Annotated in this window: 10 protein-coding genes; 8 read left to right on the top strand and 2 right to left on the bottom strand. The window is 67.1% G+C overall.

The features are described 5' to 3' along the window. The first annotated feature begins 1 nt into the window (after position 1). The 8 genes from sdhA (at position 2) to QWY80_RS13540 (ending at position 12,755) form a co-directional block, all read left to right on the top strand. Positions 2–1,774, top strand: coding sequence for a succinate dehydrogenase flavoprotein subunit (gene sdhA, locus QWY80_RS13575; protein WP_290232400.1), 1,773 nt, complete (start codon positions 2–4; stop codon positions 1,772–1,774). 12 nt (positions 1,775–1,786) lie between these two features. Further along, positions 1,787–2,491 (top strand): succinate dehydrogenase iron-sulfur subunit, encoded by a 705-nt coding sequence (locus tag QWY80_RS13570; RefSeq protein ID WP_290232398.1) that lies wholly within the window; start codon positions 1,787–1,789, stop codon positions 2,489–2,491. A 254-nt stretch (positions 2,492–2,745) separates the two neighbouring features. Then, positions 2,746–5,577, top strand: a complete 2,832-nt coding sequence (locus QWY80_RS13565) for a 2-oxoglutarate dehydrogenase E1 component (RefSeq protein WP_290232396.1) — start codon at positions 2,746–2,748, stop codon at positions 5,575–5,577. Between the two features lie 40 nt (positions 5,578–5,617). Continuing rightward, positions 5,618–7,156 (top strand): 2-oxoglutarate dehydrogenase complex dihydrolipoyllysine-residue succinyltransferase, encoded by a 1,539-nt coding sequence (odhB, locus tag QWY80_RS13560; protein ID WP_290232394.1) that lies wholly within the window; start codon positions 5,618–5,620, stop codon positions 7,154–7,156. Positions 7,157–7,214: 58 nt separating this feature from the next. Next, a complete protein-coding gene (gene lpdA, locus QWY80_RS13555; RefSeq protein ID WP_290232391.1) occupies positions 7,215–8,654 on the top strand; it encodes a dihydrolipoyl dehydrogenase in 1,440 nt (479 codons plus the stop codon). Positions 8,655–8,794: 140 nt separating this feature from the next. Continuing rightward, on the top strand, positions 8,795–9,961 hold the full coding sequence (gene sucC / locus QWY80_RS13550; protein ID WP_290232389.1) for an ADP-forming succinate--CoA ligase subunit beta: 1,167 nt from the start codon (positions 8,795–8,797) through the stop codon (positions 9,959–9,961). Then, positions 9,961–10,833, top strand: a complete 873-nt coding sequence (sucD, locus tag QWY80_RS13545) for a succinate--CoA ligase subunit alpha (RefSeq protein WP_290232386.1) — start codon at positions 9,961–9,963, stop codon at positions 10,831–10,833. The genes sucC and sucD overlap by 1 nt, the downstream gene beginning before the upstream one ends. A 173-nt stretch (positions 10,834–11,006) precedes the next feature. Then, positions 11,007–12,755: a sodium:solute symporter family protein gene (locus tag QWY80_RS13540; RefSeq protein WP_290232384.1), complete on the top strand. Its 1,749-nt coding sequence runs from the start codon at positions 11,007–11,009 to the stop codon at positions 12,753–12,755. Positions 12,756–12,926: 171 nt separating this feature from the next. Here QWY80_RS13540 and siaD read toward each other — a convergent pair whose 3' ends face one another. Together siaD and siaC are read right to left on the bottom strand one after the other, a co-directional pair. Continuing rightward, positions 12,927–13,715 (bottom strand): biofilm regulation diguanylate cyclase SiaD, encoded by a 789-nt coding sequence (gene siaD, locus QWY80_RS13535; protein ID WP_290232382.1) that lies wholly within the window; start codon positions 13,713–13,715, stop codon positions 12,927–12,929. Next, complete coding sequence (gene siaC, locus QWY80_RS13530; RefSeq protein WP_290232379.1) at positions 13,712–14,110, bottom strand: biofilm regulation phosphoprotein SiaC; 399 nt, start codon at positions 14,108–14,110, stop codon at positions 13,712–13,714. Before siaC ends, siaD begins: the two co-directional genes overlap by 4 nt. Between the last annotated feature and the right edge of the window lie 2 nt (positions 14,111–14,112).

The raw sequence follows: 14,112 nt of genomic DNA, 5'->3' as shown, positions 1-14,112 counted from the left end.
CATGTCCAACATGCGTAGCCTGTCCTTCGACGCCATCATCATCGGCGGTGGCGGTTCCGGCCTGCGGGCCGCCCTCGAGCTGGCCAAGTCCGGCAAGAAGACCGCGGTCCTCTCCAAGGTCTTCCCGACCCGCTCCCACACCGTCTCCGCCCAGGGCGGCATCACCTGCGCCATCGCCTCCGCCGACCCCAACGACGACTGGCGCTGGCACATGTACGACACCGTCAAGGGCGGTGACTACATCGCCGACCAGGACGCCGCCGAGTACATGTGTTCCGAGGGCCCGAAGGCGGTATTCGAACTCGAGCACATGGGCCTGCCATTCTCCCGCTTCGACAACGGCCGCATCTATCAGCGCCCGTTCGGGGGCCAGTCCAAGAACTTCGGCACGGGCGGCCAGGCGGCCCGTACCTGCGCCGCGGCCGACCGTACCGGTCACGCCCTGCTGCACACCCTTTATCAGAACAACCTGAAGAACAACACCACCTTCCTCAACGAGTGGTACGCCATCGACCTGGTGAAGAACGCCAACGGCGACGTCGTGGGCTGCATCGCCATGGACATCGAGACCGGCGAGGTGGTTCACGTCAAGTCCAAGGCCACGGTGCTGGCCACCGGCGGTTCCGGGCGCATCTACGCCTCCACCACCAACGCCCTGATCAACACCGGCGACGGCATCGGCATGGCCCTGCGTGCGGGCTTCCCGATGCAGGACATGGAGATGTGGCAGTTCCACCCCACCGGCATCTACGGCGCCGGCGTGCTGGTGACCGAGGGCTGCCGCGGCGAGGGCGGCTACCTGGTCAACAAGGACGGCGAGCGCTTCATGGAGCGTTACGCCCCCAACGCCAAGGACCTCGCCGGCCGCGACGTGGTGGCCCGCTCCATGGTCATGGAGATCCTCGAGGGCCGCGGCTGCGGCGAGCACGGCGATCACGTCTACCTCAAGCTCGACCACCTGGGCGAGGAGGTGCTCGGCAAGCGCCTGCCCGGCATCGTCGAGCTCTCCAAGACCTTCGCCCATGCGGATCCGGCCAAGGAGCCGATCCCGGTGGTGCCTACCTGCCACTACATGATGGGCGGCGTGCCGACCAACGTGCACGGCCAGGCCATCATGACCGACGCCGACGGCAAGGACAGTATCGTGGGCGGCCTCTACGCCTGCGGCGAGGCGGCCTGCGTCTCGGTGCACGGCGCCAACCGCCTGGGCGGCAACTCGCTGCTCGACCTGGTGGTGTTCGGTCGCGCGGCCGGCATCTTCATCGAGAGCGCCCTCAACGAGGGGGTCGACTACCTCGAGGCCTCCGAGTCCGACGTGGACGCCGCCATGAAGCGCGTCACGCGCTGGAACGAGTCGCAAGGTGGCGAGTCGGTGCCGGCGCTGCGCGCCGAGCTGCAGGGCATCATGCAGAACTCCTTCGGCGTGTTCCGCGAGGAGGAGAACATGCAGAAGGGCGTGGGGCAGCTCGCCGAACTGCGCAGCCGGATCGCGAACGCCCACCTGCCGGACAAGTCGGGCGCCTTCAACACCGCCCGGGTCGAGGCGCTGGAGCTCGACAACCTGATGGAGGTGGCCGAGGCGACCGCCATCGCCGCACTGGAGCGCAAGGAGAGTCGTGGCGCCCACTGCCGCTACGACTACCCGGACCGTGACGACGTCAACTGGCTGAAGCACTCGCTCTACTTCCCGGCCGACAAGAAGGTCGGCAAGCGCGACGTCAACTTCGCGCCCAAGACCGTCGACATGTTCGAGCCGAAAGTCCGCACCTACTGAGGGGGAGTCACGATGCTTCAGGTATCCATCTATCGCTACAATCCGGAAACCGACTCCGCGCCCTACATGCAGGAGTTCCAGGTCGATACCCAGGGTCGCGACCTGATGGTGCTCAATGTCCTCGAGCTGATCAAGGAAGGGGACAGCACCATGGCCTACCGCCGCAGTTGCCGCGAGGGCGTGTGCGGCTCCGACGGCATGAACATGAACGGCAAGAACGGCCTGGCCTGCATCACGCCGCTTTCCGAAGTGGTGAAGAACGGCAAGCTGACCCTGCGTCCGCTGCCGGGCCTGCCGGTGATCCGCGACCTGGTGGTCGACATGGGGCTGTTCTACAAGCAGTACGAGCGCATCCAGCCGTACCTGCAGAACGACGAGCCGGCACCGGCCATCGAGCGGCTGCAGTCGCCGGAGGACCGCGACAAGCTCGACGGCCTCTACGAGTGCATCCTGTGCGCCTGCTGCTCCACCGCCTGCCCGTCGTTCTGGTGGAATCCGGACAAGTTCGTGGGCCCGGCGGGCCTGTTGCAGGCCTATCGCTTCCTGGCCGATTCCCGCGACACCGCCACCCGCGAGCGCCTCTCCGAGCTGGAGGACCCGTTCAGCGTGTTCCGCTGCCGCGGCATCATGAACTGTGTGGCGGTGTGCCCCAAAGGGCTGAACCCGACCCGCGCGATCGGCAAGATCCGCGAGATGCTGCTGGCCAATGCCACTTAAATCGTGGCCCGCGGCTTGTTATCATATGCCGCGCGTTCCGGCTGCGACCGTGGGTCGCAGCCGGACATCGGCACATAGCGTCATGGAGCCGGTGCCCTGGGCACCGGCTCCTGACCATCGAATTCAAGGTTTCCGGCCAGCGATGGCCGGAGGCGCCGGAAAGCTGAGGCCCCACCGGCAGGGCACCACCGATGTCGCCGTGGCCGCGTCGCGGTGACGCCGATCACACCCCATCAGTGCAGGGTGACCGAGAGATGCAACAAGGCATAATGGAGTTGATGTGGCGCTCCTCCCACGTCAGTGGCGGTAACGCCCACTATGTGGAAGCGCTCTACGAGCAGTACCTCGATGATCCCACCGCTGTCCCCGACGAATGGCGCAACTACTTCGACCAGTTGCCGCGTCCCGAAGGCAGCCCCTCACAAGATGTACCGCTGACCCCGGTCCGAGAGCAGTTCCACCAGCTAGGCAAGCAGCGCCGTACCGCCCTGACCCCCGCCGCCGATGGCGACGAGAACCGCAAGCAGGTCAAGGTCCTCCAGCTGATCAACGCCTACCGCTTCCGGGGCCACCAGAAGGCCGATATCGACCCGCTTGGCCTGCGCAGCCAGACCCCCATCCCCGACCTCGACCTCTCCTTCCACCAGCTCTCCAAGGGCGACCTCGACAGCGAATTCCAGACCGGCTCCTTCTTCATGGGCCTGGACAAGGCGCCACTGAAGGAGATCGTCGAGGCATTGGAGCAGACCTACTGTCGCTCCATCGGCTGCGAGATCATGCACATCGTCGACACCGAGGAGAAGCGCTGGCTGCAGCAGCGTTTCGAGTCGGTGCGCAGCGCCCCGAAGTACAGCGGGGACATGCGCAAGCACGTGCTGGAACGCCTGACCGCCGCCGAGGGCCTGGAGAACTACCTGGCCTCCAAGTACCCGGGCACCAAGCGTTTCGGCCTGGAGGGCGGCGAGTCCTTCATCCCCATGATGGACGAGCTGATCCAGCGCGGCGGCGGCTACGGCATCAAGGAAGTGGTCATCGGCATGGCCCACCGCGGGCGGCTCAACCTGCTGGTCAACATCCTCGGCAAGAACCCCTCGGAGCTGATCGACGAGTTCGACGGCAAGAAGCTGATCGAGCGTGGCTCCGGCGACGTCAAGTACCACCAGGGCTTCAGCTCCAACGTCATGACGCCGGGCGGCGAGGTGCACCTGGCGCTGGCCTTCAACCCCTCCCACCTGGAGATCGTGGCGCCCGTGGTCGAGGGCTCGGTACGCGCCCGCCAGGATCGCCGCGACGACTCGCTCGGTGACAAGGTGCTGCCGATCAACGTGCATGGCGATGCCGCCTTCGCCGGCCAGGGCGTGGTCATGGAGACCTTCCAGATGTCCCAGACCCGCGCCTACAAGACCGGCGGCACGCTGCACATCGTCATCAACAACCAGGTCGGTTTCACCACCTCCAACCCGCTGGACACCCGTTCCACCGAGTACTGTACCGACATCGCCAAGATGGTCCAGGCGCCCATCTTCCACGTCAACGGCGACGACCCCGACGCCGTGCTGCACGCCACTCAGGTGGCCCTGGACTACCGCCAGCAGTTCAAGAAGGACGTGGTGATCGACCTGGTCTGCTACCGTCGCCGTGGTCATAACGAGGCCGACGAGCCCTCCGGCACCCAGCCGGTGATGTACCAGAAGATCAAGAACCACCCGTCCTCCCGCGAGCTCTACGCCCGCCGCCTGGTGGAGCAGGGCGTGCTCTCCGAGGAGAGCGCCAAGGCGATGATCGAGACCTACCGCGAGGACCTGCTGGCCGGCAACCACGTGGCCAACGCCCTGGTGCAGCAGCCCAATACGGCGCTGTTCGTCGACTGGACCCCCTACCTGGGCCACGAGTGGACCGGCCATGCCGAGACCGGCGTGGAGATGAAGCGCCTGCAGCGCCTGGCGGCGAGGATGTGCGAGGTCCCCGACGGGGTCGAGGTGCAGCGCCAGGTGGCCAAGATCTACGACGATCGCCGCAAGATGCTGGCCGGCGGCATGCCGCTCAATTGGGGCTTCGCCGAGACCCTGGCCTACGCCACCCTGCTCGACGAGGGCCACCCGGTGCGCCTGACCGGCCAGGACTCCGGCCGCGGCACCTTCTCGCACCGCCATGCGGTGGTGCACAACCAGAAGGATGGCAGCGCCTATGTGCCCCTGCAGCACATGAGCGACGGCCAGCCGTGCTTCACCATCCACGACTCCTTCCTCTCCGAGGAGGCGGTGCTGGCCTTCGAATACGGCTATGCCACCACCACACCCAACTCGCTGGTGATCTGGGAGGCCCAGTTCGGCGACTTCTTCAACGGTGCCCAGGTGGTGGTCGACCAGTTCATCTCCTCCGGCGAGACCAAGTGGGGCCGGCTGTGTGGGCTGACCATGCTGCTGCCCCACGGCTACGAGGGCCAGGGCCCCGAGCACTCCTCGGCCCGCCTGGAACGCTTCCTGCAGATGTGCGCCGAGCACAACATGCAGGTCTGCGTGCCGACCACCCCGGCGCAGATCTTCCACCTGCTGCGCCGCCAGGTGATCCGCAAGCTGCGCAAGCCGCTGGTGGTGATGTCGCCCAAGAGCCTGCTGCGCCACAAGGAGGCCACCTCGAGCCTCGACGAGCTGGCCAATGGCCAGTTCCGGATGGTGCTGCCCGACCAGGGCGACCTCGCCGCCGAGAAGGTCGAGCGCATCGTGCTGTGCGCCGGCAAGGTCTACTACGACCTGGCCGCCTGGCGCGAGGATAACGAGCGCGACGACGTGGCCATCCTGCGCATGGAGCAGCTCTACCCCTTCCCCAAGGAGGAGCTCTTCGAGACGATCAAGGCCTACACCAACGTCACCGACGTGGTGTGGTGCCAGGAGGAACCGCTCAACCAGGGCGCCTGGTATCCGAGCCAGCACCACATGCGGGCGGTGGCCGAGATGCTGCGCGAGGGCCTGGGTGGCAGGCTCAAGTTCGCCGGCCGTCCGGCCTCGGCGGCACCCGCGGCGGGCTACATGTCCGTGCACACCGACCAGCAGCGCCAGCTGGTGGAAGACGCCTTCAATCTCTAAGGGCGCCCACCGGGACGAGAGAACACACAAGGGAAACGACATGGCTACCGAGATCAAGGCCCCAACCTTTCCGGAATCCGTTGCCGAGGGCAGCGTCGCTGCCTGGCACAAGGAGCCGGGCGACAGCGTCGAGCGCGACGAACTGCTCGTCGAGATCGAGACCGACAAGGTGGTGCTGGAGGTGCTGGCGCCGGAGGCGGGCACCCTCGCCGAGGTGCTGGCCGAGGAGGGCGACACCGTGGAGTCCGAGCAGGTGCTGGGCAAGCTCGGCGAGGCTGCCGCCCAGGGCGGCGGTGACGGCGGCAAGCCGGCCGAGGCCAAGGCGGAGTCCAAGGGCGACGCCAAGCCGGCCGCCGGCGGCAAGCAGCACGAGGTGAAGGCCCCGACCTTCCCCGAATCGATCCAGGAAGGCACCGTGGCCAGCTGGGCCAAGCAGGTCGGCGAGGCCGTCAAGCGTGACGAGGTGCTGGCCGAGATCGAGACCGACAAGGTGGTCCTCGAGGTGGTGGCCCCGGTCGACGGCGCCCTGGCCGAGATCAAGGCCGAGGAGGGCAGCCAGGTCACTTCCGAGCAGGTACTGGCCATCTTCACCGAGGGAGCCGGTGGCGCCGATACCACCGCCGACGAGGAGCCTGCGGCCTCCGCCGACGACGGTGCCAGCGACGAGAAGGTGGGGGACAAGATCCTCGCCCCGGCGGCCCGCAAGCTGGTCGCCGAGCACGACCTCGACGTCAACCGGATCGAGGGCACCGGCAAGGGGGGCCGCGTGCTCAAGGAAGACGTGCAGAAGGCCATCAAGGACGGTAGCGCCAAGAAGGCCGCGGGGCCCGCCGGCGGTGCCAAGGCCGCCGCGGCGCCGGCCCCGGCCGTCGAGGGCGAGCGGCCCGAGAAGCGCGTGCCCATGAGCCGCCTGCGCCAGACCATCGCCAAGCGCCTGGTCCAGGCCCAGCAGACCGCCGCCATGCTCACCACCTACAACGAGGTGGACATGGGCGCGGTGATGGACCTGCGGGCCCAGTACAAGGACACCTTCCTCAAGGCCCACGACACCAAGCTGGGCTTCATGGGCTTCTTCGTCAAGGCGGCCAGCGAGGCGCTCAAGCGCTTCCCCGACGTCAACGCCTCCATCGACGGCAGCGACATCGTCTACCACGGCTACCAGGACATCGGCGTGGCCGTGTCCACCGACCGTGGCCTGGTGGTCCCGGTGCTGCGCGATACCGACAGCATGAAGATCGCCGACGTCGAGAAGGGCATCGTCGACTTCGGCAAGCGTGCCCGCGACGGCAAGCTGGGCATCGACGAGATGCAGGGCGGCACCTTCACCATCACCAACGGCGGCATCTTCGGCTCGCTGCTGTCCACGCCGATCCTCAACCCGCCGCAGACCGCCATCCTGGGCATGCACAAGATCCAGGAGCGCCCCATGGCGGTGAACGGCAAGGTCGAGATCCGGCCGATGATGTACCTGGCCCTCTCCTACGATCACCGCATGATCGATGGCAAGGACGCGGTACAGTTCCTGGTGACCATCAAGGAGCTGCTGGAGGACCCGGCACGCCTGCTGCTGGACATCTGAGCGGCCGGATAGCGAATTCGGCGACGCCTGAAACCCCAAGACATGCAAGGGAGCCAACATGGCCGACAAGTTTGATGTAATCGTGATCGGCGCGGGCCCCGGCGGCTACGTGGCCGCCATCCGCGCCGCTCAGCTGGGCCTGAAGACCGCCTGCGTCGAGAAGTGGCTGAACAAGGAAGGCAAGGTCGTCCACGGCGGTACCTGCCTGAACGTGGGCTGCATCCCGTCCAAGGCGCTGCTGGAGGCCTCCCACAAGTTCGTCGAGGCCAAGCACGAATTCGGCGACCTGGGCATCCAGACCGGCGACGTCCAGATGGACATCACGAAGATGATGGCCCGCAAGGACCAGATCGTGAAGAACCTCACCGGTGGCATCTCCGGCCTGTTCAAGGCCAACGGGGTGACCCCGATCGACGGTACCGGCAAGGTCATCGGCAGCAAGCAGGTGGAGGTCACCGACAAGGACGGCAAGGCCGCCACCTATGACGCCGACAACATCGTCATCGCCGCCGGCTCGGTGCCGGTGGAGATCCCGCCGACCCCGCTGACCGAGGGCCTGATCGTCGATTCCACCGGCGCCCTGGAGTTCGACGAGGCGCCCAAGCGCCTGGGCGTGATCGGCGCCGGCGTCATCGGCCTGGAACTGGGCAGCGTGTGGAGCCGCCTGGGCAGTGACGTCACCGTGCTCGAGGCCCTGGACAGCTTCCTGCCGATGGTCGACAAGGACGTGGCCAAGGAGACCCAGAAGTCGCTCAAGAAGCAGGGCCTGGACATCAAGCTGAGCGCTCGCGTCATCGGCTCCGAGGTCAAGGGCCAGGAAGTCGTCGTCAAGTACAGTGACGGTAACGGCGACCAGGAGATCACCTTCGACAAGCTGATCGTCTGCGTCGGCCGCAAGCCCTACACCAAGGGCGTGGTCGCCGACGGCCTGGGCATCGAGCTCGACGAGCGCGGCTTCATCCAGGTGGACGACCAGTGCCGCACCAGCGTGCCGGGCGTCTACGCCATCGGCGACTGCGTGCGTGGCCTGATGCTGGCCCACAAGGCCTCCGAGGAGGGCATCATGGTGGCCGACATCATCGCCGGCCACAAGGCGGAGATGAACTACGATGCCATCCCCAGCGTCATCTATACCTTCCCCGAGGTGGCCTGGGTCGGCCTGACCGAGCAGGATGCCAAGGCCAAGGGCATCGAGGTGAAGACCGGCGCCTTCCCGTATGCCGCCAGCGGCCGGGCCATGACCAACAACGCCACCGAGGGCGTGGCCAAGATCGTTGCCGATGCCGAGACCGACCGCGTGCTGGGCATGCACATCGTCGGCCAGCATGCCGGCGAGCTGATCGCCCAGGGCGTCATCGCCATGGAGTTCGGTTCCAGCGCCGAGGACCTGGCGTTGACCTGCTATGCGCACCCGAGCCTCTCCGAGACGGTGCACGAGGCGGCGCTCGCCGTCGAGGGTCACGCCATCCACATGGCCAATCGCAAGAAGCGCAAGTAAGCACGACAACGAGCGCCGCCGACCGGCGGCGCGCCCCTTCCGGCGATGCATCGGAAGGGACGGTGGCGGCCCGCCGACCGTGCCCCGAGGGGCGCTGACGGGTCGCCGTTCGAGTCACATGCAACCAATGGCATGAACCGATGAACCTTCACGAGTATCAGAGCAAACAGCTGTTTGCCGACTATGGTCTGCCGGTGTCCAAGGGCTTCGCCGTGGACACCCCCGAGGAAGCCGCGGAAGCCTGCAAGAAGATCGGCGGCGACATGTGGGTCGTCAAGGCCCAGGTCCACGCCGGTGGTCGCGGCAAGGCCGGCGGCGTCAAGCTGATCAAGAGCCCGGAAGAGGCCAAGGCCTTCGCCGAGCAGTGGCTGGGCAAGAACCTGGTGACCTTCCAGACCGACGCCAACGGCCAGCCGGTCGCCAAGATCCTGGTCGAGAACTGCACCGACATCGCCTCCGAGCTCTACCTGGGCGCCGTGGTCGACCGCGCCACCCGTCGCGTGGTGTTCATGGCCTCCACCGAGGGCGGCGTGGAGATCGAGAAGGTCGCCGAGGAGACCCCCGAGAAGATCCTCAAGGCCGAGATCGACCCGCTGGCCGGTGCCCAGCCGTACCAGGCCCGCGAGCTGGCCTTCCAGCTGGGCCTCGCGGGTGACCAGGTCAAGCAGTTCACCAAGGTCTTCCTGGGCCTGTCCAAGCTGTTCCACGAGAAGGACCTGGCACTGCTCGAGATCAACCCGCTGGTGATCACCGAGGAAGGCAACCTGCACTGCCTCGACGCCAAGGTGAACCTGGACGGCAACGCCCTGTATCGCCATCCGGACCTGCAGGCCATGCGCGATCCCTCCCAGGAGGACGAGCGCGAGGCCGAGGCGGCCGCCTGGGAACTCAACTACGTCGCCCTGGAAGGCAATATCGGCTGCATGGTCAACGGCGCCGGCCTGGCCATGGGCACCATGGACATCATCAAGCTCAACGGCGGCCAGCCGGCGAACTTCCTCGACGTGGGCGGCGGCGCCACCAAGGAGCGCGTGGCCGAGGCGTTCAAGCTGATCCTCTCCGATGACTCCGTGAAGGCCGTATTGGTCAACATCTTCGGCGGCATCGTGCGCTGCGACATGATCGCCGAGGGCATCATCGGGGCCGTCGAGCAGGTCGGGGTCAACGTGCCGGTGGTGGTGCGCCTCGAGGGTAACAACGCCGAGCTGGGTGCCGAGAAACTGGCCTCCAGCGGACTGAACATCATCGCTGCTACCAGCCTGACCGATGCGGCTCAGCAGGTCGTCAAGGCAGCGGAGGGCAAGTAATGAGTATCCTGATCGACAAGCACACCAAGGTCATCTGCCAGGGCTTCACCGGTGGCCAGGGGACCTTCCACTCCGAGCAGGCGATCGCCTACGGCACCCGGATGGTCGGCGGCGTGACCCCGGGCAAGGGCGGCCAGGAGCACCTGGGCCTGCCGGTGTTCAACACCGTCAAGGAAGCCGTGGCCGAGACCGGTGCCGAGGCCAGCGTGATCTACGTGCCGGCCCCGTTCTGCAAGGACTCCATCCTGGAGGCCGCCAACGCCGGCATCAAGCTGATCGTCTGCATCACCGAGGGCATTCCCACCCTCGACATGCTCGACGTCAAGGTCAAGTGCGACGAGCTGGGCGTGCGCCTGATCGGGCCCAACTGCCCGGGCGTCATCACCCCCGGCGAGACCAAGATCGGCATCATGCCCGGCCACATCCACAAGCCGGGCAAGGTCGGCATCGTGTCGCGCTCCGGCACCCTGACCTATGAGGCGGTCAAGCAGACCACCGACCACGGCTTCGGCCAGTCCACCTGCGTGGGCATCGGCGGCGACCCGATCCCGGGCTCCAACTTCATCGACATCCTCGAGATGTTCGAGAAGGACCCGGCCACCGAGGCGATCGTGATGATCGGCGAGATCGGCGGCACCGCCGAGGAAGAGGCGGCGGCCTACATCAAGGCCAACGTCACCAAGCCGGTGGTCTCCTACATCGCCGGCGTCACCGCCCCTCCGGGCAAGCGCATGGGCCACGCCGGGGCGATCATCTCCGGCGGCAAGGGCACCGCGGACGAGAAGTTCGCCGCCCTGGAGGACGCCGGGGTCAAGACCGTGCGTTCCCTGGCCGAGATCGGCGACGCCCTGAAGGAAGCCGCCGGCTGGTAAGCCGCGCGTTTCCGCCAAGGCAGCGAGAAAGGGCACCTCCGGGTGCCCTTTCTCGTGGGTGGTGGCGATGTCGTGATCGCATCGAGCCGTGACGCTGTCGAGACGATAGCGTGTCCCGAGTCCCGCAATATATGCGGCCGGTTTTCCCTCAACAACACCGATCGAGACACGCCATGGTCTACACCGTCGCCATCCTGATCAGCCTCGTTGGCTATTTCGTCATCGGCCACCTGGCCGGTCGCCGGGTCAAGCACCTCGACGACTATTTGGTCGCCGGCCGCAACGCCCCGACCTTCCTCATCCTCGGCACCCTGGTGGCCAGCTATCTGAGCACCAGCGCCTTCCTCGGCGAGACCGGCTTCGCCTACCAGGGGTATCCCTTCGTGATGCTGATCTTCGCCGCTATCAGCACCGCCGGCTGCCTGCTCGGGGCCCTGGCCTTCGGGCGTTACCTGCGTCGCAGCGGGGCGCTGACCGTGCCCGAGTTCTTCGGCAAGCGTTTCGCCTCACGGCGTGTCCAGGCCATCGCTGGCCTGACCACCGTGCTGGGCCTGGGCGCCTACCTGCTGGGCGTGATGCAAGGGGCCGGGATCATGTTCGCCGAGCTGACCGGCCTGCCCTACTGGGTGGGACTGGTGCTGGTATGGCTGACCTATACCGGTTTCATCCTCTATTCGGGGTCTCCCGGGGTGATGCTCACCGATACCGTGATGTTCGTGATCTTCTCGCTGGCCGCGGTGGGGGGCTCGGTCTACATCATCCAGGATCTCGGTGGCTGGAGCGGCGTCATCGAGGGCTTGCTGACTCAGCAGGCGCGGCCCGACATCGCCCTGTGGCACGGCGTGCTGGAGGGGCCGGAGGCGAGTTTCGCCACGCCCGGCGAGGCGCTGGTCTGGAGCCTGACGCTGGGACTGGTTTGGGCGGCCGTGCTGGCGGCGAGCCCCTGGCAGTCGAGCCGCTACCTCATGGCGCGCAACGAGCACGTGGTGATGCGCTCGGCCATGCTCACCGCGGTGGCTCTGGCGATCTTCTACGCCCTGATGATGGTGACCGGTGCGGCGATCAACCTCTATGACGCCGGGCTCGACTCCGAGCGGGCCATGGTCTGGGCCGCCCTCAATGTCCTGCCGGCCTGGCTAGGCGTGGTCATCCTCACCGGCGTGTTCGCCGCCGGCCTTTCGTCCTGCTCGACCTTCCTGTCGATCATCGGCTTCAGTATCTCCAATGACATCCTGCCGGTCTCGCGTAGCGAGGGGGCGGCCATGCGCACCAGCCGCATTGCCGTGCTGGGGGCCGGGCTCGTCGCACTGATCCTGGCGTTGTTCCAACCGCCGGCGGTGATGGTAGTGGTGTGGTTCGCGGCGACCCTGTTCGCCTCCTCCTGGGGGCCGGTGGCGCTGATGAGCATCTGGAGTCGGCGCATCACCGCCGCGGGCGCCGGCTGGGGGCTGGCCGTGGGCTTCCTCGGCAACCTGATGCTGTCGTTGCTCGACCAGGCGGGCTGGATTGCGCTGCCGGTCTACCTCCATCCGGTGGTGCTGAGTACCCTGGCCGCCGTGCTGGCGATCCTTGTCGCCTCGCGGCTTACCTCCGTCAGCGAGGCCGAGCGGGACTATCTGGTCTTCCTGCACCGTCATGATCGGGAGGCGGAGGCGCGTCTCGCGGGGGGGACCCGCTGGGTCGCCCTGTGCACCATGCTGGTCGGCATCGCCGTGGGGCTCTTCCTGTGGCGCCACTACGCCGTCACGCTGGCCGGGTTCGCCGAGTCCTTCGGCCTGGGCGCGGGCGCGGTAACCGGCGCCTACCTGCTGGCCGCCGGTTGCGGGGGCATGCTGGTCGTGGCCGGTGCGGTCGGCTATCGGGTCGCCAGGTCCCCGGCAACGCGCCGCGGTGCCGGTGTCCCCGTGAAGGCCGGTGGCTGAGACCGCGATGGGCAAGCCGCACTGCCCCAGGGCGAGACGAGAGGCCACCTTCGGGTGGCCTTTTGCATATTGGGCTGCGGGCTACCTCCTGGCGGCAGCATGTCCTGCCAGCCTAGGGCCTGCATGCGACAGGTCGACGACAAGCGTCCCGTCAGGGGCTCGGGCGCGCCGTTAGCTGGGCGGTGGGGCCGTCAGGCTGCGATTCCGGCCGTCGCGCTTGGCTTGCAGGAGAGCCTGGTCGGCGCGTTGCAGGGTCTCGTCGGGGGCCTCGCCGGCGAAGTGCTCGCTCAGGCCAGCGCTGAGGGTGACCGAGAGACGCCGCCGGCCGGCAGCGATGCACACCGCGGCGACCCGCCGACGCAGCCGTTCCACGATCTCCCAGGCCTCGCTCACCGCGGTGTCGGCGAGCAGCAGGACGAACTCCTCGCCCCCCCAGCGACCGCATAGGTCGTAGTCGCGCAGCTCCTCGCGCATGGTCGCGGCGATGGCGACCAGCAACCGGTCGCCGACGTCATGCCCATGGCGGTCGTTGATGGTCTTGAAGTGATCGATGTCCAGCAGCACCAGGGTGTAGCCGCGTCGCGTCGCGTCGTGCTCGCGCAGCCGCTCGTCGATCAGGCGCCGATTGGCCAGCTGGGTGAGCGGGTCGTGAGTGGAAGCCTGGCGCAATGCCTGGTTGCGCTCGCGCATCATGGCCTGGTAACCGTCGGAGATGCGCGACAGCTTCTGCTGGCGGCGCAGGACGCGTTCATAGCGCTTCTGGGTCACCTGGCGCGCCTCCAGTGCCAGCTGCTGGTAGCGGTCGGAGATACTGATCAACCGCTCCAGCTGTTCCTGCTGGGCACGATACTGCCGGTAGAGCGCCTGCAGGGCGTCCTGCAGGGGATGCCCCGCATGGCTGGGGTCCTCGAGGAGCATCGCGACCCGCTCCAGCAGGGCCTCCTCGTCGCGCTTGTTCATGCCGGTGCCGCCGCCGGGACGATGGCGAAGGGATAGCTGCAGTCCTCGCGGAACTCGTCGGCGAGCTCGGCGATGCGCTCGTTGCGCGGGTCGTAGCGCCATTCCACGGAAACCGCTCGCCCCTTCTCGTGGGCGTCCTCCAGGAGGTCGAAGATGTCCATCATCGCCTTGACCGAACTGGTGTTGAGGTAGACCAGGGCCAGTTCCAGGCGCAGCGGGCGCCGTTCGGTCTCCAGGAAGCGGCGTACCCAGGCGATGACCTGATCGAAGAGCTCGTAGGAGTTCTCCGGGTAGGAGTCGCCCTGCATGGCCAGGCGGCCGGCCTGCCAGTGGCTCTGGATGGCCGGCGTGGACTGGCTGCCGGGGATGTCGAGGTCGGGAGTCATGGTAGTCATGG

This window comes from Halomonas ramblicola, from assembly GCF_030409215.1.
GTDB classification, from domain to species: Bacteria; Pseudomonadota; Gammaproteobacteria; order Pseudomonadales; family Halomonadaceae; genus Halomonas; species Halomonas ramblicola.
Note: the sequence above shows the minus strand (reverse complement) of the source record. Positions and strands in the feature narration are given on the sequence as shown.

What these genes read in the sequence shown, in the direction of transcription:
- sdhA (WP_290232400.1), top strand. Translation starts at nt 2, where the DNA reads ATGTCCAACATGCGTAGCCTGTCCTTCGACGCCATCATCATCGGCGGT.
- QWY80_RS13570 (WP_290232398.1), top strand. Translation starts at nt 1,787, where the DNA reads ATGCTTCAGGTATCCATCTATCGCTACAATCCGGAAACCGACTCCGCG.
- QWY80_RS13565 (WP_290232396.1), top strand. Translation starts at nt 2,746, where the DNA reads ATGCAACAAGGCATAATGGAGTTGATGTGGCGCTCCTCCCACGTCAGT.
- odhB (WP_290232394.1), top strand. Translation starts at nt 5,618, where the DNA reads ATGGCTACCGAGATCAAGGCCCCAACCTTTCCGGAATCCGTTGCCGAG.
- lpdA (WP_290232391.1), top strand. Translation starts at nt 7,215, where the DNA reads ATGGCCGACAAGTTTGATGTAATCGTGATCGGCGCGGGCCCCGGCGGC.
- sucC (WP_290232389.1), top strand. Translation starts at nt 8,795, where the DNA reads ATGAACCTTCACGAGTATCAGAGCAAACAGCTGTTTGCCGACTATGGT.
- sucD (WP_290232386.1), top strand. Translation starts at nt 9,961, where the DNA reads ATGAGTATCCTGATCGACAAGCACACCAAGGTCATCTGCCAGGGCTTC.
- QWY80_RS13540 (WP_290232384.1), top strand. Translation starts at nt 11,007, where the DNA reads ATGGTCTACACCGTCGCCATCCTGATCAGCCTCGTTGGCTATTTCGTC.
- siaD (WP_290232382.1), bottom strand. Translation starts at nt 13,715, where the DNA reads ATGAACAAGCGCGACGAGGAGGCCCTGCTGGAGCGGGTCGCGATGCTC.
- siaC (WP_290232379.1), bottom strand. Translation starts at nt 14,110, where the DNA reads ATGACTACCATGACTCCCGACCTCGACATCCCCGGCAGCCAGTCCACG.